Annotated in this window: 22 protein-coding genes; 9 read left to right on the top strand and 13 right to left on the bottom strand. The window is 54.3% G+C overall.

What is annotated here, in order from left to right:
• Positions 1–8: 8 nt before the first annotated feature.
• The 3 genes from HNQ50_RS12190 (at position 9) to HNQ50_RS22355 (ending at position 6081) form a co-directional block, all read left to right on the top strand.
• On the top strand, positions 9–2585 hold the full coding sequence (locus HNQ50_RS12190) for a chemotaxis protein CheB (protein WP_184101056.1): 2577 nt from the start codon (positions 9–11) through the stop codon (positions 2583–2585).
• 387 nt (positions 2586–2972) lie between these two features.
• On the top strand, positions 2973–3587 hold the full coding sequence (locus HNQ50_RS12185) for a hemerythrin domain-containing protein (RefSeq protein ID WP_221303149.1): 615 nt from the start codon (positions 2973–2975) through the stop codon (positions 3585–3587).
• An 88-nt stretch (positions 3588–3675) separates the two neighbouring features.
• A complete protein-coding gene (locus HNQ50_RS22355; protein ID WP_184101054.1) occupies positions 3676–6081 on the top strand; it encodes a catalase in 2406 nt (801 codons plus the stop codon).
• A gap of 40 nt (positions 6082–6121) precedes the next feature.
• Here HNQ50_RS22355 and HNQ50_RS12175 read toward each other — a convergent pair whose 3' ends face one another.
• The 3 genes from HNQ50_RS12175 to HNQ50_RS12165 all read right to left on the bottom strand — a co-directional run bounded on the left by HNQ50_RS12175 (position 6122) and on the right by HNQ50_RS12165 (position 7863).
• The gene (locus HNQ50_RS12175) at positions 6122–6418 is read right to left on the bottom strand and encodes a hypothetical protein (protein WP_184101052.1); all 297 of its coding nucleotides are present in this window, start codon (positions 6416–6418) and stop codon (positions 6122–6124) included.
• 299 nt (positions 6419–6717) lie between these two features.
• Positions 6718–7434 (bottom strand): Crp/Fnr family transcriptional regulator, encoded by a 717-nt coding sequence (locus HNQ50_RS12170; protein WP_184101050.1) that lies wholly within the window; start codon positions 7432–7434, stop codon positions 6718–6720.
• A gap of 168 nt (positions 7435–7602) precedes the next feature.
• Complete coding sequence (locus HNQ50_RS12165; protein WP_184101048.1) at positions 7603–7863, bottom strand: BON domain-containing protein; 261 nt, start codon at positions 7861–7863, stop codon at positions 7603–7605.
• Between the two features lie 141 nt (positions 7864–8004).
• Between HNQ50_RS12165 and HNQ50_RS12160 the strand changes: the two genes are divergently transcribed.
• Entirely contained in the window at positions 8005–8736 is a 732-nt protein-coding gene (locus HNQ50_RS12160) for a trypsin-like peptidase domain-containing protein (RefSeq protein WP_184101046.1), read from the top strand.
• 252 nt (positions 8737–8988) lie between these two features.
• Positions 8989–9180, top strand: coding sequence for a hypothetical protein (locus tag HNQ50_RS12155; RefSeq protein WP_184101044.1), 192 nt, complete (start codon positions 8989–8991; stop codon positions 9178–9180).
• A gap of 109 nt (positions 9181–9289) precedes the next feature.
• Here the strand turns inward: HNQ50_RS12155 and HNQ50_RS12150 are convergent, their stop codons facing one another.
• Entirely contained in the window at positions 9290–9967 is a 678-nt protein-coding gene (locus HNQ50_RS12150) for a transglutaminase-like domain-containing protein (RefSeq protein WP_184101041.1), read from the bottom strand.
• Positions 9968–10129: 162 nt separating this feature from the next.
• Entirely contained in the window at positions 10130–10705 is a 576-nt protein-coding gene (locus tag HNQ50_RS12145) for a pyridoxamine 5'-phosphate oxidase family protein (protein WP_246428688.1), read from the bottom strand.
• 1001 nt (positions 10706–11706) lie between these two features.
• Here HNQ50_RS12145 and HNQ50_RS12140 point away from each other — a divergent pair.
• From HNQ50_RS12140 to HNQ50_RS22130, 4 genes are all read left to right on the top strand, one after another.
• Complete coding sequence (locus tag HNQ50_RS12140; protein ID WP_184101037.1) at positions 11707–12156, top strand: BON domain-containing protein; 450 nt, start codon at positions 11707–11709, stop codon at positions 12154–12156.
• A gap of 88 nt (positions 12157–12244) precedes the next feature.
• Positions 12245–12673: a hypothetical protein gene (locus HNQ50_RS12135; protein WP_184101035.1), complete on the top strand. Its 429-nt coding sequence runs from the start codon at positions 12245–12247 to the stop codon at positions 12671–12673.
• Complete coding sequence (locus tag HNQ50_RS12130; RefSeq protein ID WP_184101033.1) at positions 12642–13406, top strand: GGDEF domain-containing protein; 765 nt, start codon at positions 12642–12644, stop codon at positions 13404–13406. Before HNQ50_RS12135 ends, HNQ50_RS12130 begins: the two co-directional genes overlap by 32 nt.
• Positions 13407–14286: 880 nt before the next feature.
• The gene (locus HNQ50_RS22130; protein WP_246428687.1) at positions 14287–14550 is read left to right on the top strand and encodes a hypothetical protein; all 264 of its coding nucleotides are present in this window, start codon (positions 14287–14289) and stop codon (positions 14548–14550) included.
• 362 nt (positions 14551–14912) lie between these two features.
• Here the strand turns inward: HNQ50_RS22130 and HNQ50_RS12120 are convergent, their stop codons facing one another.
• From HNQ50_RS12120 to cspE, 8 genes are all read right to left on the bottom strand, one after another.
• A complete protein-coding gene (locus HNQ50_RS12120) occupies positions 14913–15800 on the bottom strand; it encodes a slipin family protein (RefSeq protein ID WP_184101030.1) in 888 nt (295 codons plus the stop codon).
• Between the two features lie 478 nt (positions 15801–16278).
• Positions 16279–16506, bottom strand: coding sequence for a hypothetical protein (locus HNQ50_RS12115; RefSeq protein WP_184101028.1), 228 nt, complete (start codon positions 16504–16506; stop codon positions 16279–16281).
• The gene (locus tag HNQ50_RS12110; RefSeq protein WP_184101026.1) at positions 16507–17547 is read right to left on the bottom strand and encodes a zinc-dependent alcohol dehydrogenase family protein; all 1041 of its coding nucleotides are present in this window, start codon (positions 17545–17547) and stop codon (positions 16507–16509) included.
• A 200-nt stretch (positions 17548–17747) separates the two neighbouring features.
• Positions 17748–18617 carry a F0F1 ATP synthase subunit gamma gene (gene atpG, locus HNQ50_RS12105; protein ID WP_184101024.1) on the bottom strand — a complete coding sequence of 290 codons (870 nt, stop codon included), beginning with the start codon at positions 18615–18617 and terminating at the stop codon, positions 17748–17750.
• Positions 18618–18799: 182 nt separating this feature from the next.
• Positions 18800–19066 carry a hypothetical protein gene (locus HNQ50_RS12100; RefSeq protein ID WP_184101022.1) on the bottom strand — a complete coding sequence of 89 codons (267 nt, stop codon included), beginning with the start codon at positions 19064–19066 and terminating at the stop codon, positions 18800–18802.
• The gene (locus HNQ50_RS12095; protein ID WP_184101020.1) at positions 19063–19251 is read right to left on the bottom strand and encodes a hypothetical protein; all 189 of its coding nucleotides are present in this window, start codon (positions 19249–19251) and stop codon (positions 19063–19065) included. Before HNQ50_RS12095 ends, HNQ50_RS12100 begins: the two co-directional genes overlap by 4 nt.
• A gap of 20 nt (positions 19252–19271) precedes the next feature.
• Positions 19272–19472 (bottom strand): hypothetical protein, encoded by a 201-nt coding sequence (locus HNQ50_RS12090; protein ID WP_184101018.1) that lies wholly within the window; start codon positions 19470–19472, stop codon positions 19272–19274.
• Positions 19473–19906: 434 nt separating this feature from the next.
• Positions 19907–20119, bottom strand: coding sequence for a transcription antiterminator/RNA stability regulator CspE (cspE, locus tag HNQ50_RS12085; protein ID WP_184101016.1), 213 nt, complete (start codon positions 20117–20119; stop codon positions 19907–19909).
• Between the last annotated feature and the right edge of the window lie 377 nt (positions 20120–20496).

Below are 20496 nucleotides of genomic sequence, written 5' to 3'. Positions count from 1 at the left end.
AGGTATGCATGCTGCGTTCAGCAAAGAAAGCCCGTTTCGCTCATCGGCATTTGCCTCCCTTTGAAGGATGTGAATCGACGGACCAAAGTGCAGAGCATCCCGTCGATTTTCCCGTTGTGGGGATCGGCTGCTCGGCCGGGGGACTCGATGCCCTGGAAAAATTCCTGTCACACGTCCCGGCTAATAGCGGTTTTGCTTTTGTCATCGTTCAGCACCTTGCGCCAGCACATGTCAGCGCTTTGCCGCAAATACTGCAGCGGTCAACGTCGATGTCTGTTATTGAGGTCGCGGACAATACGCCCTTGGCGGCGAATCATGTGTTCGTAATTCCCCCCAACCGGAATCTCTCGCTTTCCGGCGACAAGCTGCGTCTATTTGAACCGGCTGCACCACATGCACTGCGCTTGCCGATTGATTTTTTCTTTGGGACGCTCGCCCTGGAGCGACGTGAAAAAGCCGTTGGCATCGTGTTGTCGGGCATGGGCTCGGACGGTGCGGACGGATTACGCACCATCAAGCAGAACAAAGGTCTGTGTCTTGCTCAGGAGCCCGTGACGGCTGCGGCAGATAGTATGCCGGCATCTGCCATCGCAACGGGCGTTGTGGATATCATTGCGTCCCCCGAACAACTGCCAGTTTTACTTGCAAAGCACCTGGCTCGCCCTGTCACGTCGCAACAGGCGCCAGATCAACAAGACTTGCTGCAAGAGATCATCGCCCTGTTGCAAGAACATTGCCATAACGACTTTTCGCTCTACAAAAGCAACACCATGGAGCGGCGGATTGAAAGGCGCTCCGCCATTCACCGCATTCACGACATGGCACAATATGTCCAGTATCTGCGAGACACGCCTCAGGAAATTGAACTCCTGCACAAAGAATTGTTGATTGGCGTTACCCATTTTTTCCGTGACCCAGAGGTATGGGACTATTTGCGTGATCAAGCATTTCCGGCGTTGTTCGCCAGAAATCCAGGGGGCAAGCCATTGCGTGTGTGGGTGGCAGCTTGCTCGAGCGGCGAAGAAGCTTACTCGCTCGCCATTACTTTCATGGATGCGCTTGCCCGGTTCAAACCGGCTGGCCATTTTACCTTGCAGATCTATGCAACTGACCTGGATCCAGACGCGATCAACCGCGCAAGAAAAGGGCTGTTCCCCGGGCAAATTGTCGCAGAGGTTTCAGCGGTCTGCCTGGAGCGCTACTTTGCAGAAGAAGAAAATGGCTATCGAATAAAAAAAGAAGTCCGCGATATGATTGTTTTTGCGACGCAAAATATCATTTCGGATCCACCCTTCACCAGGCTGGATATTCTAAGCTGCCGCAATCTGCTCATCTATTTTGGCGCTGAACTGCAAAAAAAACTGCTGCCCCTGTTTCATTATGCGTTGAACCGTGATGGACTTTTGATCCTGGGCCGCGCGGAGTCGCTAGGGACGTCCAGCCACCTGTTCTCGCCAGGCTCAAGCAAAAACCGCGTGTACTGGCGTATTGAGCAACTTATGTCCTTGTCAGAATTGGCATTTCCCAATAAAACGCTGGAGCATACCGCTTTGAGTCCCACCCCTTCGCATGGTTCGCTTGTTACCGATAGCCCAGGTGTGCTGATCGACCAGTTAATCCAGCAAAACTACGCACCGCCTGCGGTGCTGGTCAACGCGGAAGGCGACATCATTTACATTAGCGGGCGCACAGGTACTTACCTTGAGCCGGCCGCTGGCAAGGTCAACATCAATATACATGCCATGGCCCGTGAGGGCCTGCGTGAAGCATTGGCTGGCATTATTCGAAAAGCACTGCAACATGAGGGACCTCTTTACCTCAAGGGCGTCGTCATCCCCGGGGGCGGAGGTGCGCAAGTGGTCGATGTGACGGTGCGGGCAATTGAAAAACCGGATGTCCTGCGGGGTCAGGTCCTGATTGTCTTTTATGACGTTGCAACCCCAAAGCCAGCCAGGAAGGGCAACAAGTCGACGACATCGTCTTCCAGCGAGATGTTGCAGCAAGAATTGCAACGAACCCGTGAGGCGCTGCAAGCAATGCAGGAAGAAATGCAATCCTCAATGGAGGAATTGCGCTCGGCGAACGAAGAGCTGCAGTCGACCAACGAAGAACTGCAATCAACCAATGAGGAGTTGACCACTTCCAAAGAAGAAATGCAGTCAATGAACGAAGAATTGCAAACCGTGAATGCCGAACTGCAATCCAAAATGGAGGATCTATCCGAAATCAAAAATGATTTAATGAATTTGCTGAACAGTACGGAAATTGCGACTATCTTCCTGGATAATGATTTGCGGGTGCGGCGTTTTACCTCTCACGTTACACCATTGTTTAAATTGATCCCGGGTGACATTGGTCGCCCTTTGTCAGACATTGTGACTGACTTTAACTCGCTTGATCTGGAGCAAGATACACGTGAGGTGCTCCGGACGTTGGTATTTCAGGAAAAACAGGCTGGGACCAGCAAAGGACAATGGTACCGGGTGCGAATCATGCCCTACCGTACTCAGGAGGATGTGATTGATGGCGTGGTCATTACGTTCACGGATATCACGGAAATGGTGCAGTTGCAGGCAAAGTTGTAGCAGCAAACCTTGTGTGGTCTGGCTGATGCGGCAAGTCGGGGCACAGCAACATTCTGTTTTTGGAAGGCCACGTCACTGACATTCCGCCACACTGCACGGATCATGCGCCTTCCCATGCGCCAGGCAGGCCTCCCCGCAACCAGAAGCCAGTGACTGATCTGCGAACATCGGGTACTCCCCTCTGGGTACCAGAAAAAACGGCCTTCTCATCAAACGCGACTTGAAAAGGCATGGCGTTCCACAGGCAGGACGGTGATTTTTGCAGTGCGCGTAGCCGATTGGATTTCACGCTCCCGCTCGTGTACAGATTCATTTCCGGTTTCGTCTTGTAGGCGCAGGCAGGCCAGCCACCCTCATTCAAATACGGGGAAGGCGGACAGCATCTCCTTGCAGGGGCGCATACCATCAACTGGGGTTACTTCCAACCTCAGGAGATCCATGATGACAACATCACACACGCATACCCAATCTGGTTCAGCCCGCAAGTCCGCGAAAACTGCTTCGCATACCAAAGCCAACAGCAGCAAAGGCCATGATCCGGCAACTTCCTTGCTCATGGCGGACCACACCAAGGTCAAGAAACTGTTCAAGCAGTTTGGAAAAAGCAAGGGTAAAGACGCTTTGGAAGACAAAGCCCGCATCGTGGAACAAGCCTGTTCCGAGCTGCGCATTCACACCCGTATTGAAGAAGAAATCTTTTATCCGGCCGTAAAAGCAGCGCTGGGCAAGGATGGCGACATGATTGATGAAGCCTTAGTTGAACATGCCAGTTGCAAAGACCTGATCGCACAACTCTCCGTCATGAAGCCGGGCGAGGAGATGTTTGATTCCCGTTTTACGGTGTTGTCGGAATTCATCGAACACCATGTCAAGGAAGAAGAAAACGAGCTTTTCCCCAAAGTGCGCAGACTGAAAGCGCTCAATCTGGAAGACTTGGGAGAGCAAATGCAGCAGCTCAAGCAATCATTGTCTCCCGACAGCGAAGTGGTAGACGCCCACTGAACCCGATCGCATCCACAGGGCCACTTCCGTTCACCGATGGCCAAATAGCACGAGGCAGTATGTGATTCAGTCAGGAGTGAGGCGGACTATGCACACCAAGTTCAAAAAGCCGTTGGGGCCAAATAAAGGCCAGCGTCCAATCGCGGGGAACGGTGCCCCCAATAAAACCGATGTCACGACAGCTGAGCGGCAGCAGCGCCTGAATACGCAAGCCGAGCAAGTGCAGGCCGCGCAAACGCTGGCCGAAGGAATGCCATTCAATTCCACCAAAGAATGTGAGTACGGTGAACTGGCTCTTCGTCCAGCCGAAGGGGCTCATTTGCCCCCGCCATCATGGCCCGGCACGGCAAGCACGATCAGTGAAATCACCCCTTCTGCCAAAGCAGGCGCGGGGCAACCTTTGGCTGGTGCCAGTCCGGCCAGCGAATCATTGGATCGCGCCCGCACTGATGCCACGGGGCAGCGTTTGACCACCAATCAGGGCGTTCCGATAGCAGATAACCAGAATTCGCTGAAAGCGGGCTTGCGCGGCCCGACTGCGATGGAGGACTTTATCCTTCGTGAAAAAATCACCCATTTTGATCATGAGCGCATACCGGAACGCGTTGTGCATGCGCGCGGCTCTGGCGCGCATGGCTATTTTGAAAGCTTAGTCGATTTGTCTGAGCACACGCGCGCCACACCGTTTGCGCAACCGGGCAAGATCACGCCAGTATTCGTACGATTTTCTACCGTGGCGGGCGAGCGCGGCTCGGCCGATACGGTTCGTGATGTGCGTGGTTTTGCGGTGAAGTTCTACACGGATGAAGGCAATTGGGATCTCGTCGGTAACAACATCCCGGTGTTCTTCATTCAGGACGCCATGAAGTTTCCGGACTTGATCCACGCGGTCAAACCCGAGCCCAACAACGGCATCCCGCAGGCGGCCAGTGCCCACGATACGTTCTGGGATTTTGCCTCCCTCTCGCCAGAGGCCACGCACATGCTGCTCTGGCATACCTCAGACCGGGCGATTCCGCGCAGCTACCGGATGATGCAAGGGTTTGGTGTGCATACCTTCCGGCTGGTCAATGCCGAGGGGGTGTCCGTATTTTGCAAGTTTCACTGGACGCCCGTCGACGGAACGCATTCGCTGGTATGGGATGAAGCCACCAGGCTGGCCGGTGCCGACCCTGACTTTCACCGACGCGATTTATGGGAAGCCATCGAAGCGGGCGAATTTCCCGAGTGGGAGCTTGGCCTGCAGATCTTTGACGAAGAACTGGCCGATAGCTTCCCGTTTGACGTGCTGGACCCGACCAAACTGGTGCCTGAAGAACTTGTCCCGCTGACACCCGTCGGCCGAATGGTCTTGAACCGCAATCCGGATAATTTCTTCGCCGAAACCGAACAAGTGGCTTTTTGCACCGCGCACGTGGTGCCAGGCATCGACTTCAGCAACGACCCACTACTGCAGGGGCGCATCCACTCTTATCTGGATACGCAAATCAGCCGGCTGGGCGGTGCCAACTTTCACGAATTGCCTATCAATGCGCCCTTGGCGCCGCTTCACAATAACCAGCGAGACGGTATCCACCGGCAGGCTATACCGCGTGGCCGCGTCGCGTATGAACCCAATTCGCTGGGCGGCGGCTGTCCGTTTCAAGCCGGCATGGCCGGCTTTACCAGCTTTGCCGAACATATCGCTGCCGACAAAGTGCGTGGCAAGCCTGAAAAATTTGCTGACCACTATTCTCAGGCCCGGTTGTTTTGGCAAAGCCAGACGCCACCGGAGCAACAACACATTATTGACGCGTTTCGCTTTGAACTGGCGCATGTACAAACGCCGGCCATTCGCCAGCGTGTGGTGTCGATGCTGGTCAATGTAGATGCAAGGCTTGCTGCCCAAGTTGCAGTCGGCTTGGGGTTTGAAGTTCCCCTCGCCATGCCTGCGGTCGGGCCAGCGCCTGACGTGCAATATGATCCCTCTCCGGGGCTTTCTTTGTTGTCTCGCCTTGGCGAAAAAGGTATTCGAACCCGCAAAATCGCCATCCTGGCGGACGCGGATTCACCTCCGGACAAAGTCAATCTCATGCGTGACACGCTGCGAGAGCAAGGGGCAAACGTCAAGGTGATCGCCGCCAGGCTGCAAGTGATCTCCGCTGACGGTGAAAGTCTGGCGGTAGATATACCGCTCTCAGCCAGCCCGTCTGTGTTGTTTGACGCGGTGATCGTCGCGGATGGTGTGACCATCGAGCAGGAGCTCGACCACAATGGCCTCGCGCTGGAGTTCCTGAAGTTGCAGTACCGACATGGCAAGCCACTGCTGATGACCGGCCGCGCGCAGGATCTCTTGCCAGCAGCAGGCATACCGGCCGCCTTACCCGACGGTTCCCCCGACCCAGCGCTGTTTCTGGTCGGTGGAGACGACCCGGCGGCGGATCTTGCACCGTTTATCAAGGCGCTGAGCGGACAACGTGTGTATGCACGTGAAACAGACCCACCCACACCATGAGCGCATGGTGCGCAAGGCCAAGCCAGAAGTCATGTACCCGCTACCGGTATAGAAAGCGGTGCTTTGCCTGTATGTGTTTCATGCCTTCGCCGGTGAGATATTGAATATCGAAAAGGCCAATACGGCGCGCTACCGCTTCGATGGTTTCGAGGTGTGCTTTTTCGCCTAGAGCGAAATCAGTAATGCGTCTCAGGGACATGTCTTCCTTGAACTCATTCTGGATGGCCGCTTGCAGTACAAGTGAATCAATGTGTACCGCCGAAATATCCTGATCGTATTCAAGATCAAACGAACGTGGCCCTCTGGCGGTGCGGTAACGGATGGAGAGTAAAGACATGATGAGGCTCCCGCTTTTAGTGTCAGCATTGAAACCCGGGGAAATCCGTTGAACGCGCACCAGCATCAGCTACACCTTGTCGGCGTAGCCCGTTTCATATTATTGGCATGCACGGCAAGGTCATTTGGGGCGTGCCAAAGACGGTTAGAGGTTGCCTGGCTGAGGCGTGAGCAGATATGGATTTTGAAGCGCCACGCCGGATGTCATCGGGGCATTTCCGGTCGAGATCGAACGTCCAATATACCTGGTGCTGCCGGATACTTTCTGTGCGGCAGCACACGAAACGCATCTTCTTGCGCTTAACCACCTGATGTTGGGGGAAGCAGCCGGTCATATTCTCTTTTGACCACGGCGTAGCATTCGCAGGTTCGTTTCTCCAGCCCGGCGCGATCAAGCACCTTGATGTGGCCCCGGGAGTAGTTGATCAGCCCTGCCTCCTGCAATTTGAGCGCACTTTGTGTGACCCCTTCGCGCCGTACGCCCAGCATATTGGCAATCAGTTCTTGCGTCATGAGCAGCTCATTCCCGGGTAGCCGATCCAGGCTTAGCAACAGCCAGCGGCACAATTGCTGGTCTAGGGAGTGATGGCGATTGCAGACGGCCGTTTGCGCCATCTGGGTGATCAGCGCTTGGGTATAGCGAAGCATCAAATGCAGCACTGGTGCGTGATTGAATTCATCTTTCATGACTTGCGCTTTGAGCCGGTAGCCCTGGCCCGCACTCTGGACCACCGCACGGCTGGGTGTCGACTCGCCCCCCATGAACAGCGAGATACCGACGATGCCCTCATTCCCCACAATGGCAATCTCGGCGGACGAGCCATCTTCCATGACATACAACAGGGAGATGATCGCGGTAGTCGGGAAATAGACATGGCTCATTTTTGAGCCGGACTCATACAGGGCCTGGCCCAAGGGCAGATCGACCAGTTCAAGATGAAGTAACCAGCGCTGTAGTTCTTCGGGTGGTAACGCCGCCAACAGATGATTTTTTATTGCGTCCAACCCAATTGCCATGACGCCGCTCCGGGTGAGTTCTGACGTGTGCCCACAATATTTGCGCCTGCGATGCAGTGTACGCCTTCCCTTCCCGCGCGCACTTGGATGAGGGTAGACGGTTTCAACCGTGGTTTTAGACTCGGGTCCGGGGTAATGACCAGCGGGGCAATGCGGGCAAGTGAGGGGTTATCGGTAAATCACGGTCAGATTATTGATCACCTGACGCACCCCGGGCGTTTGTAAAGCGATCAGCCCGGCCAGATTGTGGTCGGCCCAGCTCTCTACCGTGCCAGAAATGGTAACGACCCCTGTCTCTGCCATCACATGGAATACAACGCGTTTAAGACCGGTAAAGTGGCTCTGCGCTGCGTTGGCCACATCCTGAGCGGTAAAGAGTGGGCCGGTGAAGGTGGGTTTTGGAGGCGGGTCGTCTGTGTGTTGATTCATCGCACCAGTCTCCACGCCAAAGGCATCATAGGACCATGCGTCAGCCCCGCAATCTGTGCGCTAGCGTACGGAGCGCGGATCTGGTTGGCGATAGCGTGGGAAGTTTGAATCAGTGGGTTGGCGCTCTGCGGAGATATCCTCATGACAAATTCGTTATTGCTTGCGGCGGCACGGTTGAACACCTTTCAACAGCGATTGCCGCTGACCAATGCCAGTGGTTTTTTCTTCGCGCGGGATGCACGTCTGTTTCTGGTGACCAGCCGGCACGTCATGATTGATGAACCCAGTAACCACTTCCCGGACCGGATTGAAATCGAGTTGCACACCGACCCGGTCAACCTGACCCAATCCATCGGGTTTTCGATTCCGCTGTACCGCAATGGCATAGCTGTCTGGCGTCAGGGGACGGATTCAGCAGGCGAAGTGGATGTCGCAGTGATTGAACTGGAACGCACGGCGCTTCCTGCCGGCATGATCTACCGGGCTTTCACGCCCGATCATCTGTTTAACCTGCAAAACCAGACCATAGTCGGCAGCTCCGTGCTGGTGGTTGGCTTTCCGCTGGGTTTTCATGACACTTTGCACCATATGCCGGTGGTGAGGCATGCCATCATCGCTTCGGCGTTTGGCTTGCGTTTTCAGGGCAAAGGCTATTTTTTGACGGATGGCCGCACTCACCGAGGCACCAGCGGCGCACCGGTGGTCTTGCGTGTCACCGGTAATAACCTGCCCGATGATGATTTTCCCTGGTTGCTGCTGGGTGTGCATTCATCGCGGATTGACGTCGGCTCACACGATCTGCTCGAGGACGAAAAACTGGGCCTCAATGTCACCTGGTATGCCGACATCCTGCTTGTGCTGACCGAGCCGTAACGGTGTTCTACGTGGGTCAGTTTTCGGTGCAAATTACTGCATCAGGTTTGGATGCAAATCAATAGTTGTGGGCCGAGCGTGAGAAAAAAGGATGGCCTCTGACAGCGTACCTACAACCCGGCTCGGAGCGGCCCACGCTGAACTCATGATATGACTGATGTGGACCGTGTGTTGAAGGGCATATGGTGATCTCACGTTGCGATGCGCAGCGCATAAATCGGGAGCACTCAGTGCTTCTACAGGAGTTACATCATGGCCAGCAATGACACCCGCAATTCTTCCAATAACACCGGCTCGAAAACTGCCCCAAAAGAGCAAACGGGCTCCTCGTCCGGACACGACAAGTCGACCACTGACAAGTCCAGCACCAACAAAGGAAGTCAGGACAAAGGCTCCCACGAACAACACGTCAAGGCGGGCCAGCAAAGCCACAAAGGCAGCTAAATTCCGTTTCTGAAACAAAAAATCACCAGCTCAGGCTGGTGATTTTTTGTTTCATTACCTCAGATCGACTGCAACTTGGGCAGTCGCTCAGCGATAATGCATCGTTCGGCTACAGGGACAGACCCGATGTCAGACTACAAATGGATTCCGCCGCGGAACCAGCCCGGGATGGGCCAAGAGCGCATGCAGAAACAGCGCTCACATCCAGGGAAATGGTGAGTTCGACGTCAGGCAAATTGGCAAAGACTTCGTCATGGCTCGTGTAACGCTCAAGTACTTCGACCACGATCGGTAGCGGCTCAGCCCAGATTTCCGGCAAGTCGCGCTCTTGCGGTTCGCGAACCAGAAATGCAAGAGCCTCCCTTGGCGGGTCAAACTCGGCACTGACCCCCTGTTTATTCCCCCGCGCATCAATTCGATACCAACCGATATTTTGAAGATAGACGGCGTTTAATCCGTGAAAGCAATACGCCGGGCCGCTATCGTGCACAGACAGGCGCTGGTAACACAGGCCAGTCGGTATACCATTGGCTCGCAAGAGTGCAGCCAGCAGATGACTCTTCGCGTAGCAAAAGCCTGTTCTGTGTCGAAGCACGTCGGAGGCTTTACAGGTCACTGGATTGAGCTTGAAATCAGCGCTGTGGCGAATCTCATCCCGCACGAACCCGAAGCAACGGCGCACTAGCTCATGTTCAGACGTAGCGCCTTGCGCAAGCTCCGCAGCAAGTGCTGTAATTTCAGCATCTTCGAAATCAATGTACTTACTTGATGTTAGATAGCGTTGCATGGGGGTTCTTGTCTTCACTGGAAAAGCACCAGGTATTCTGTCAGGAGTCCACTTTGGGGCCAAACCGGGACGCTGCATCCGCCGTCCCCTGATCGCAGCATGTCAGTTACCGACACTATCGCGCACCCTATTGGTCACGCCGCGTTCGGTTCCAACAGCAAATTATTCTGTCCAGGTCTTCACATAAGCAGGAATGGCAACATCCGCAGTGTAGTCTGCTGCAACAGGCGGCATGGCGGTCATTTTCAAAGGCAGCACCCCTGCCCAGACCGCAAGACCAACGTCCTCTTCCTTGTCCGAGGGGCCTGACTGGCTGACCTTGACTGCGGCCTCAGTGAGCGGGATGCGCAAGAGGGTGGTCGCGTTGACCTCCCTGGCGTTGCCTGGTCGTACTTCGGACTTGCGTCCCTCCGCGATCTTGTCCATGAAGACATCCAGCGCTTCCAGCTTCTGTGTCTTGCCCTGCACGACTTCGAATTGACCGTAAATGACAGCCGAGCGGTAATTCATGGTGTGACTGAATGCAGATTTGGCCAGCACCAGACCATCCAGGAGCGTAATTGCTACCGATGCCTCATTGCCACCTGACAGAGCCTTGATCAGGCGGCTGCCATTGGAGCCGTGGATGTACAGATAATCATCCTTTCTCCAGTGCGACGTTGGAATGCAATGGGTCTCGCCCCCGGCTGTGAAAGCGATATGACAGACATAGGCCTCATCGATGATCTGATGCAGCATACTCCGGTCGTGATTAGCCAGTTCCGGCAGCCGTCGGATCCTTGTGCGAACTGATGGTGACGATTTTGCACTGCTCATGGTTAGCGTTGCTCCAGTTTTAATGCCAAGGCAGCTGCACCTACCCAGGTGCTATTCAAGTTCGGGTTGTGGCGCAGCCAGTACACAAGAAGGCGGCCGCTGCGCATAAGCAGCAAGACATTTGTTTCTTGAGTTGAAAGCCATAATTCAACACTCGAAAGAAAAGTTGCAGATCGTAAGGCATTTCCTCCCTATCTCGCACGACATCCAATGCGTTCATATCCACCCTTGCAACACTTCCATTTACGCGGCCGATGATTGCAGCGCAGCAGGCGGGTCTGTATCCATCTCCGTATTGACGTTGCAGGTTGTGGTACAGGCAAGGTCTGCCGGATCTCGCCGGGGGCCTCCGTGCCCAAGCCCCGGGGACCCAGTTTTTATATCCAATGGACATCGCCCTGGTCACGTTCACGCCTCGCCACATCGGGTGATCTGATGGATCGGGGCCAGAAGCCCGCCGCGTGACTGGTGGTTTAAAAACAACAAAGCCCTCATTTGTGCGGTACCGCACAGATCACATTGCATCGACTTGCGCAAATTTGGTTTTTCCTAGTCAGGAGAGAGAAAGATGCATGTTGATACATCAGAAGATCCGCCTCAGCAGGTCGCCTGCTCCGGACCACTTTTTACAGCGCCTGGTGTTGCGGATGCCAGATCCCCCTGGCCTCAAACGCAAGCGCACGCGTTGGCAGACAGCAGGGTATGACCCTTTCAGGCATGGTAGAAAGTGGGTCCGAAGAGGGCCGCAGGCTGTGTTGCCCCTAGAGGTACCCGGCATGGCAAGGTCTGATCGTGATTGATCGTTGTACCCAGGTGGCAGCGGAGCGGTCCATCCTGGCCGTACCTCATGCGTGCGCTGGCGCACCGATGAAAGCGCAGGCAGGGCACACACTGGACCTTCCTTGGCAAGTGGAAGAACCACCATGGAATCCGATTTCGAGTTTGAAACCAAAGTTCGTTCGCGCCGAAAGTGGGCGACGTCTGCCCGCTATCATCAAGCGGACAATGATCCGACTGAAACAAGAAAAGCACCCCGTGGGCAACTGTGGGTAGAAAACGAGCATACGACGCTTGCTCTTGGCGGTTTCAAATACACCCCGTGGGGCAGTCCCTCCCAGTTTCTGGAAGCGAGCCGGGAGCAAGATAATGAACTGATGGCGGAAATTATGCGTTTCCTGGAGCAAATGACAGAGCTTGCTCCGAGCCAGATTCAAGTCAGCGTTGAATGTGGCTGGGTCACTTTGACGGGACAGCTGGAATGGAACCATCAGCGAGCAAGAATCATCTCAGCCGTTCGCCACATGCGCGGTGTGGATGGTCTGATTGACACTCTCACTACAAAACCCCGGCATTGCCTGACGCTATGCCGATAAGGCCGGGACGATACAACTTTGGCCTCTGTTCCGTAACGTGCCATTGACGTTCAACGGTGAGCCTGCCCGGGCAGTTTCAGGAGGTAGCATGAATTGGCAACTGATCGCAAAGCGCTGGTCCTGGCTGGGAGGCTGCGTTGAAATGGGCTGGTATCGACCCAAGGATAAGGCGCGCCGCAAAACAGCCGGGCGCCACAATGAGCTTTCCCGGAATCTTCAGCAAAACTATGGGATGTCGCCCAATGAGGCAGAAGGTGAAATCAGCCAGTTTGAGCATAAATACGCTCGCCGGCAATGGCTCAAACGGCGACATAAAAGTGAAGACCCCCGACGTTCAGTGACTGTTTACCGGGTGCGTTTCTGGGATATCAATACCAGTCACTCGGTGCTGTCCGAAGGGTTTGTGACCCTGATCGCTGCGCATAACGCGCACGCCCGGGTTGATATCAGTACCGGTGTCGAAGTCAACGCAGCGGATGTGCGCAATGGGAGATATTTCCCGCCTGCCGGGCTCTGAAAGATCGCGCGTCATGAACCGGGCCCCGTCGTATACGGGAAGAGCCAGGCTCAGGCTGCGAGAGCTACGGCACCAGATTGAACTGGCCGAGACAACGCTGGACCTGCTTCAGGCCGAGATCAATGAATCTGAGGCGTGGCGCGACCTGACCAGCGTTCGTGGTGTGCTCCAGGAAAACCAAAGATTGCTGGCGCAGATCGGTGAGGCTGCACGTGATGCAGATGCGGTACAGCTTGTCCTGGCGGCAGCCATTAAGGCCTCGGAAAGCGACCCACTGACAGGGTTGCCTAACAGGTCAGTGTTATGGCGGCATTTAACCCGGGATATCGCGATTGCCAAAAGGCACAGGAGTCATCTGGCTGTTTATTTTCTCGACCTCGATGGATTCAAGACCATCAATGATCAGTTGGGACACGCGATCGGCGACTTGTTATTACAAGGCGTTGCCGTCCGTTTGCGCGACGCGGTAAGAGAAGTAGATACGGTATGCCGGCTCGGAGGAGATGAATTTGTCGTGGTGGCATCCGAAATCAAACCTGAAAACGTGACCCGGATGGCAAACAAGCTAAGCCGGTTGATGGCGGGATCGCATGAACTGGCAGGCCGCAACGTCGTGGCGATGGCGAGCATCGGTTGCAGTGTTTTTCCAGAGGACGGAGATACACCTGAACTACTGGTGTGCAAAGCCGACCAGGCAATGTATCGCGCCAAACATGCAAAACTGGCACGCTGAGTAGCTTTGCTCATAACCCAAGCGTCAATTGATTATCATGAGTACGGAATAATTGCGCTACCCCGATGTGCCAGGGCTGCACCAACGCCCTCCGCATGCCGTAGCCGGGTTTACGAGGAGCTGCCAGGCCGTTCGGCTACCACCGCCGGAATCAACTGCCGGTCCCGAAAAAAGCTACAGCCGCCAAAGTGAGCGAGAGCCACCGACCGCATTAATTGGAACCAACCCTCCCGGTGACCAGAATCCGCACTAACTCACGCGCTGCCTGGACGCAGCGGTTTGCAGCAATGCCTGACCTATTTGGCATACCAGCGAAAGAAAATGGGGGTATGTGCGATAGCGCACCGAAATGGATGTCTTAGTACCTTACGGTGTCTAGCAACGCGCATCGTATTCGCACTTTTGATCGCACGCGTGATGCCTCCGTCGGGCTCTGTCGAGCACTGGGCATGAGAGATTGCCAAGGGGAAGGGCCATGTTGCGCAATGTGAATGATTATGAGCGCTTTACGATTGATGCCACAAATGGCGATATGGGCAAAACTTCAGATGCGTATTTCAACGATCAAGCCTGGCTTGTCCGCTACAAAGCCACTGCAAGACTCCCGGTTAATTGGTCACAAACGCACCTCATCCATTTAGGCAGCCATCCCTGTGGCTGCAACTCACCTAAAAGGGAAACGGCTTGCGCGGCAAGCATAACGCACCAGCCCCAGTCTTCTGGCAAAACTGCTTGTACTCGGTCGCCCTGCAATTTGAAGGGTTCAGCTAGCCAGTGCGCAAATGCCCGGCCAAAGTGGCCCGGATTGGTTTCGTCTTCCTCACCAAGTTCTATTTGAAATAAATCCACTTCCACTCATTGCGTCGTCGCAACTTCATTGATGGTGCTCGCGCTGGTCGGGATTGGCGGCGTGATCAGCGCCTCTATTCGCGATGATGCTTTACCTGTTGTGATCACGCTGATACACATTTCGTGTGCCATTGGTGATCCTTGCACGCGGCCAGTGCGCGGGATCCTTTTCCAGCTTGTTCCGGACATTCCGCATGGCCAGCAATGGGATATAGCTGGTTATGTGGGCACCAATCTTGAGTTTTGCCATTTCGGCTTCGTAAAGTTGCACTATGAAGTCGATAGAGCACCCTGACGTCTTTGCCAGAAAAATAACTGCGGGCTCTTCGTAAGGCAAATAATGGTGTTCGCTGATCATGATGGCCCGGACCTGCTCTGCGTTTGCACACCCCCAATTAGACCTTCGGGCTGAGGCCCAATTGTTCGATAGCCAACAGAGCTGCAGAGTTGTTAGCTAGCTTCTTGACCCGGATTGCCGTGCCAGAAAAACCACTTGCACAAACAGACGGCGTTCATGAGATGCCGATCATGCAGCTGATTTCTCGGTTTAAATCTCAACCCGCTCTGCTTCAGTTGGACTTGCGGCACTCCTGCGTGCTGATTATCGCCCTCCCGATGGGTCAATTTGGGATGCAAATCAGCACTTCAACTTTGGGGTCAAACAGAGCCCGACTCTGTTCTGGTTGTCCGCCCGACTGAAGGCTCCGCCACGGCTTTACTTCCGAAAGCGAGGGCTAACGTCGTTGAAGGATTCAGACTATCAACCATTGAGCTCGGTATCAGAATGGTTGTGCCGCGTTCTTTCGTTGTTTCGTAAATAATGTTCATCGCCCGCAATTGGAGAGCTGCCGGATGCCCGGCGTATATGTCTGCGGCCTCGACAAATTTTCCAGCGATTGCAGCTTCGGCAGACCCAAGAATCACTCTCGCCTGCTTTTCGCGTTCAGCCTGCGCTTGTCGTGACATTGCATCCTGCAGTGCTACCGGAATGGCAACGTCACGAATTTCCACCGAACTGACCGAGATTCCCCAGGGCGCTGTTTTTGTTCCAATTTCGTTCTTTAATTGCAAATCCGCCTCCTTGCGATCGGATAGCAGTGAGGCCAGTATCGAAGAACCGATCATTTCCCGCAGCGAGGTCTGCGCTACCCGATCAATGGCCTCTCGGTAATTGGTAATGGCCAATGCCGCTTTTTCTGCATCGTGAACGTGCCAGAAGATGATCGCGTCGACGTTTACTGGAACGGTATCTTTCGTCAATGCTTGCTCGGCGTTGAAAGCCGTGGTTTGTATACGAACATCGACGATGGCTACTACTTTGTCCAGTATCGGGATAATTGCAAACAGCCCTGGCCCTTTGACGCTCTGCAACTTGCCCAGCCTCAGAATGACAAATTTTTGCCATACATTGGCCACCTTAAGAGAGGCCCCAACGACGAGTGCGACAGCAAAAATTGGCAAAGCCAGGTAAAGGTTGACCCAATCTCCGACGGCTAGGCCCATAAGGACAAGCAGAGCCACCAGAAATATAGTGATTAGATTCATGATCGTTGCTCCTTGCACACGAGCTTCTGGTGCGCAGCGCCATGTATTCTGGTCGACCGACACCATGTTCTCGTCTACGACGTTTGGTCTGGTGGCTTAACCGGCAGCAGTACCGTCAGGCACGAGGCACTTCTGCTTACCCTGCCGCCAACCCGTGGTGAACCTGAATTTGTCCAACACCTGCTGGTTCTACAGTGCTCCTTTATTGACCGCCTCATCAGAGTTTCGGTCTGGCTCAACCTGGCTCGAAACTCAAAATCAGATGCCATTCAGATCAAAATCAGACGCCATTAAGATATTTCTATCTGAGACAGAAGTAGCCAATGTGCGCCTTTCTCGTCCCTCAATCTGTGCGTTGGCACACCCATGGCTTCTGCGACTTTGATCTCCTCCCGCAAAACCGTAGCAGCGAAAATCAGGGATTTCTGGCAAATTTGATGCCTTCACGGGCGTTCGTCTGCCACGTTACAACGCATCCTCAAGCTTTAAGGGCCACACACAGCACGATGGCCATGTACGCTGCCAGACCTAGCACGGAACAAAGACCGATCAAAAGCAGGATGGCCATGTTGGGAAACAGGTCACGCAGCCAGTTTGATCTGAAGATGTACATGTTCAGCCAGTTGCGCAGGCGAATGAGGACAACGCAATGCCCTATTCGAATCGGTGTATGGCCAAGGGAAAAGATAATCGGGTCAGACATCATTCAGCCTGCCTCGATAATGACCTTCAGTGCGCCGGTCGTTGCGGCCTGCCCAAAAGTCTCATACGCCTCAATGATCTGATCGAGTTTGAAGTGATGTGTAACTAGTTGTTTGGCGTTGATTTTGCGCGACTGAACCGTCCGGAGCAACATCGGGGTGCTGGAGGTATCCACCAGGCGCGTGGTGATGGAGATATTGCGACTCCACAGCAATTCAAGATGCAAATCGACCTTTACGCCATGAACACCAATATTGGCGATGGTGCCTCCTGGCGCGATGATTTGTTCGCACAATGCAAAAGTGGCAGGAATACCCACCGCTTCGATGGCCGCATCCACCCCACGGCCACCCGTTTGTCGCATGATCTTTTCGACTGCGTTGCCATCTGCACTGTTTATCACCGACGTTGCACCAAACCGGTTTGCGACCTCCAGCCGCTTATCGTCCAGGTCGATCATGATGATTTCTGCTGGCGAGTAGAACTGCGCAGTGAGCAATGTGGCAAGCCCGATCGGTCCAGCCCCCACAATAGCCACGGAGCTACCCGGCTGTACCTTGCCATTGAGTACCCCGCACTCAAATCCAGTGGGCAAAATGTCGCTCAGCATCACTAGCGCCTCTTCGTCAGCACCCTCCGGAATCGGGTACAAACTGTTGTCCGCATGGGGAACCCTCACAAACTCGGCCTGTGTGCCATCGATGGTATTGCCCAGAATCCAGCCACCGCTGGTGCAATGAGAGAACATCTGCTTGCGGCAATAATCACATTTGCCACATGCACTGATGCAGGAGATCAATACCCGGTCACCTGGTTTGAACGAGCTGACCCCGTGCCCCACGGATTCAACAACACCAACGCCTTCATGCCCGAGAATGCGCCCTGGCTTACATGTTGGGACATCCCCTTTAAGGATATGCAGATCGGTGCCGCAAATGGTGGTTTTAGTGATTTTGACAATGGCGTCTGTGGAGGCAATTACTTCCGGCTTGGGCCGGTCCTCCAAGCCCTTTGACAGCTGGCCTTTATAGACGAAAGCTTTCATCGGTAATGTCCTTTTACGCTTCGAACTGCCCAAGACGTGGAGCAATACCAGGGGTATCCACCACCTGTAACTCAAGATCGTTGATAAGCCGTAGAGCAATCAGTGACGCACAAGAAACATGACCATAGTGCCAATCACTTGAGAGGAACCTGCCACAGAGATGGCAATTACAGCTCCGACTCGCTAGTCGTCGTTTTCAACTAAACCGCAGATGCGCCGGAAACAATTTCCATCAACTCAGTCGTGATCGCACTCTGGCGCGTCTTGTTGTACAGCAGTTGCAGGTTGCCGATCACCTTGTCGGCGTTGTCGGTTGCAGCCTTCATGGCCACCATGCGCGCAGCCATCTCGGATGCGATGTTCTCAGCTACAGCCTGAAAAATCAGCGCTTCAACGTAGCGGTTCATCAACTCGTCAATGACGGTCTTTGCATCCGGCTCGTACAGGTATTCCCAGTTGTACTTGTGTTCAGGCTGGCCAAAGGCCTCGCCCGACAACGGCAACAACTGTTCTACCGTCGGCTCTTGCTTCATGGTGTTGACGAACTTGGTGTACACCAGATGGACTTCATCCACTTCACCCGCGACAAACGCATCCACCATCACCTTGATCGGACCGATCAAGGCTTCCAGGTGAGGCGTATCGCCCAGGGCAACTGCAGAAGAAATCACCTTGGCGCCGTTGCGGCTCATGAAAGCCATGCCCTTGTTACCGATCGCAGTAACAGAGGCTTCGGCGCCATTCTGGTGAAACTCTTTCATCTTGTTGACGGCCAAGCGCAGCACGTTGGTATTCAAACCACCGCACAGGCCCTTGTCCGACGTAACCACGATCAGGCCAACCCGTTTAACGCTTTCGCGCTTCTGGAGGTACGGATGCGGGTAATCCACAAATGCTTGCGAAAGATTGGCCGCAACTGCGCGGATCTTGTCGCCATAAGGACGGGCCGAACGCATGCGTTCTTGCGCCTTGCGCATCTTGGATGTCGCGACCATTTCCATAGCGCGGGTGATCTTCTGCGTGTTTTTTACGCTTTTGATCTTGGTGCGCAGTTCCTTGATGCTGGACATTCCTGACTCCCCGTGGCGACTTGCCAATCGACCCGTCAGTTGATGCGATTAGTGAGGCTTGCCCCAATCCGAAATGAACCAGACCGCAAACCCATGCTTCCGGGTTGCCGCAGATGCCTTGCGTGTCCGGTACCGGGAACAGGGCGAACATGTGCAGCGCACATACAACGTGACGAAGGTTTTCAGAATGTTTGTTGGACTGCTCTCGATGGTGGATAACGTCCGTGTAAAACAGCGCTGCGTTCTACATCGATCCCGCTTCTGGGTTCAATTTCAAGATGCTCGGCCTCAGCCGCCTCTTTGGTCAGGAAGCCTTCTGAAAGGACATGTTGGCAGGTGTTGATGTCCCAGAAACGGATTCTGTAGACAGTGATTGTCGTTGCCATAATTACCCCCAATGTTTCCTCCCTCAATGCAATGGGGGTGGTTTTTTGCTCCAGCCTGGTCAAACTGGCTTCATGTGAGTCGTTTGGTCCGCGATGGGCGGAATGAAATCAACAGCATTGGCTGACTCCGCTCCCTGAGCAAACAGCCGAGCCCGGAAAAACATGCGCTGGGCAGGCGAAATGCGCTTATTGAGCAAGGTCGGTGAAAAAGTTGAGAAACCCATCGCTACAGGGAAAATGGTCATCATGGTCCTGGTCCTATTTCAGGTTACGTGGGAAAAAACAGGATTTTATTGGATGGTGAAACCCGGGTTCGTGCATGTGGCTGGCTGGAGTAACCGACGATTTGCAAATGTTGCTTGTACGCATTGCCACAAGCTGACCTCCTGAGCTTCTTCATACGGACCTCACGGCGTATTTCCTGCGGGGCAGCCGCCATAGCCATTGCCAACAATGTCAGGTTGTTCATGATATTTACCTCCGCCCCTACTTAGGCAGGTCCACCCGGATTGCCTGAAAGTATTTTTTGCTTCGGCAACCTTCAGGTCTGTTCGGTAGCACACGAAGTCCAAGACTACTGAAAGCCGGGTTCGCCAGCTGCGGCCGCTTCGTTCGCCTTCCATTTCATGGGCATCCCCACCCGCTCTATGAGTGGTCAGTGCGTTTTCAAACCAGCAGATCGAGTGACTGACAAGGCGAAATCCTCCGAGCGGAGTTTTAGCGCCTTCCTTACCAGCAATTTGTTTTGGCGAACAGACTGCCCTTCAACTCGAAGATGCATTCCGTAGCTTCTCACAGCCTTCTTAAAGGGTGCACTGTTGTGCAGCAAAGAAAAAAGCGCGGGCAAGCCGCGCCTTCAGGGACGAGAGTCAGGATCGGTCTAACCCGGTAGAGCCGCAAGCATTAACCACGGCCGCGGATATTTGACGCCTGCAGGCCTTTCTGCCCTTGGGTTACTTCAAACTGCACGCGCTGACTCTCGCTCAGCGTCTTGAAGCCGCTGCTCTGTATTTCTTTAAAGTGCGCGAAAAGATCCTTGCCACCATCATCGGGAGTGATGAAGCCGAATCCCTTGCTATCGTTAAACCACTTCACGGTACCTGTTTGAGTTGTCATGTCGAATTCCTTTCGAAGTTATCAGGCGCAAAATTGCACCCTGCGAATAAACGCCAAGAATATCTTCAAGGGGGAGTTCGACTCGAAAACCAGAAAAACATGTGAACGAGGGGAAAGACCTAAGAGCGGACGGTCTGGTGCATATCAGCCAGACCACCGTATCCCCTAACACAGCGCATGTCCATCTATATTTTGAGGCCACGGCCGCACTAGTGCATTGATTGCAGGTGTCATTTGATAAACGGTGGACGGCCCCGACTTCGTCAGACAACTGCCGGCCTCGACGGATGGTACAAGGGCCTCCGGAGTGATGCAGTCCAGGACCCCGGGACAATGACGGATACACGTTCCAAAGCGGACATTCAGCGCTGATAGTC

The sequence above is a fragment of the Silvimonas terrae genome (genome assembly GCF_014202765.1).
GTDB classification, from domain to species: Bacteria; Pseudomonadota; Gammaproteobacteria; order Burkholderiales; family Chitinibacteraceae; genus Silvimonas; species Silvimonas terrae.
This window is presented reverse-complemented; position numbering and strand designations above follow the sequence as displayed.

Bases quoted from the DNA above. Each gene is read 5' to 3' on its own strand.
- HNQ50_RS12190 (WP_184101056.1), top strand. From the start codon at position 9: ATGCTGCGTTCAGCAAAGAAAGCCCGTTTCGCTCATCGGCATTTGCCT.
- HNQ50_RS22355 (WP_184101054.1), top strand. From the start codon at position 3,676: ATGCACACCAAGTTCAAAAAGCCGTTGGGGCCAAATAAAGGCCAGCGT.
- HNQ50_RS12175 (WP_184101052.1), bottom strand. From the start codon at position 6,418: ATGTCTTTACTCTCCATCCGTTACCGCACCGCCAGAGGGCCACGTTCG.
- HNQ50_RS12170 (WP_184101050.1), bottom strand. From the start codon at position 7,434: ATGGCAATTGGGTTGGACGCAATAAAAAATCATCTGTTGGCGGCGTTA.
- HNQ50_RS12165 (WP_184101048.1), bottom strand. From the start codon at position 7,863: ATGAATCAACACACAGACGACCCGCCTCCAAAACCCACCTTCACCGGC.
- HNQ50_RS12160 (WP_184101046.1), top strand. From the start codon at position 8,005: ATGACAAATTCGTTATTGCTTGCGGCGGCACGGTTGAACACCTTTCAA.
- HNQ50_RS12155 (WP_184101044.1), top strand. From the start codon at position 8,989: ATGGCCAGCAATGACACCCGCAATTCTTCCAATAACACCGGCTCGAAA.
- HNQ50_RS12150 (WP_184101041.1), bottom strand. From the start codon at position 9,967: ATGCAACGCTATCTAACATCAAGTAAGTACATTGATTTCGAAGATGCT.
- HNQ50_RS12145 (WP_246428688.1), bottom strand. From the start codon at position 10,705: ATGCTGCATCAGATCATCGATGAGGCCTATGTCTGTCATATCGCTTTC.
- HNQ50_RS12140 (WP_184101037.1), top strand. From the start codon at position 11,707: ATGGAATCCGATTTCGAGTTTGAAACCAAAGTTCGTTCGCGCCGAAAG.
- HNQ50_RS12135 (WP_184101035.1), top strand. From the start codon at position 12,245: ATGAATTGGCAACTGATCGCAAAGCGCTGGTCCTGGCTGGGAGGCTGC.
- HNQ50_RS12130 (WP_184101033.1), top strand. From the start codon at position 12,642: ATGGGAGATATTTCCCGCCTGCCGGGCTCTGAAAGATCGCGCGTCATG.
- HNQ50_RS22130 (WP_246428687.1), top strand. From the start codon at position 14,287: ATGGTGCTCGCGCTGGTCGGGATTGGCGGCGTGATCAGCGCCTCTATT.
- HNQ50_RS12120 (WP_184101030.1), bottom strand. From the start codon at position 15,800: ATGAATCTAATCACTATATTTCTGGTGGCTCTGCTTGTCCTTATGGGC.
- HNQ50_RS12115 (WP_184101028.1), bottom strand. From the start codon at position 16,506: ATGATGTCTGACCCGATTATCTTTTCCCTTGGCCATACACCGATTCGA.
- HNQ50_RS12110 (WP_184101026.1), bottom strand. From the start codon at position 17,547: ATGAAAGCTTTCGTCTATAAAGGCCAGCTGTCAAAGGGCTTGGAGGAC.
- atpG (WP_184101024.1), bottom strand. From the start codon at position 18,617: ATGTCCAGCATCAAGGAACTGCGCACCAAGATCAAAAGCGTAAAAAAC.
- HNQ50_RS12095 (WP_184101020.1), bottom strand. From the start codon at position 19,251: ATGATGACCATTTTCCCTGTAGCGATGGGTTTCTCAACTTTTTCACCG.
- HNQ50_RS12090 (WP_184101018.1), bottom strand. From the start codon at position 19,472: ATGAACAACCTGACATTGTTGGCAATGGCTATGGCGGCTGCCCCGCAG.
- cspE (WP_184101016.1), bottom strand. From the start codon at position 20,119: ATGACAACTCAAACAGGTACCGTGAAGTGGTTTAACGATAGCAAGGGA.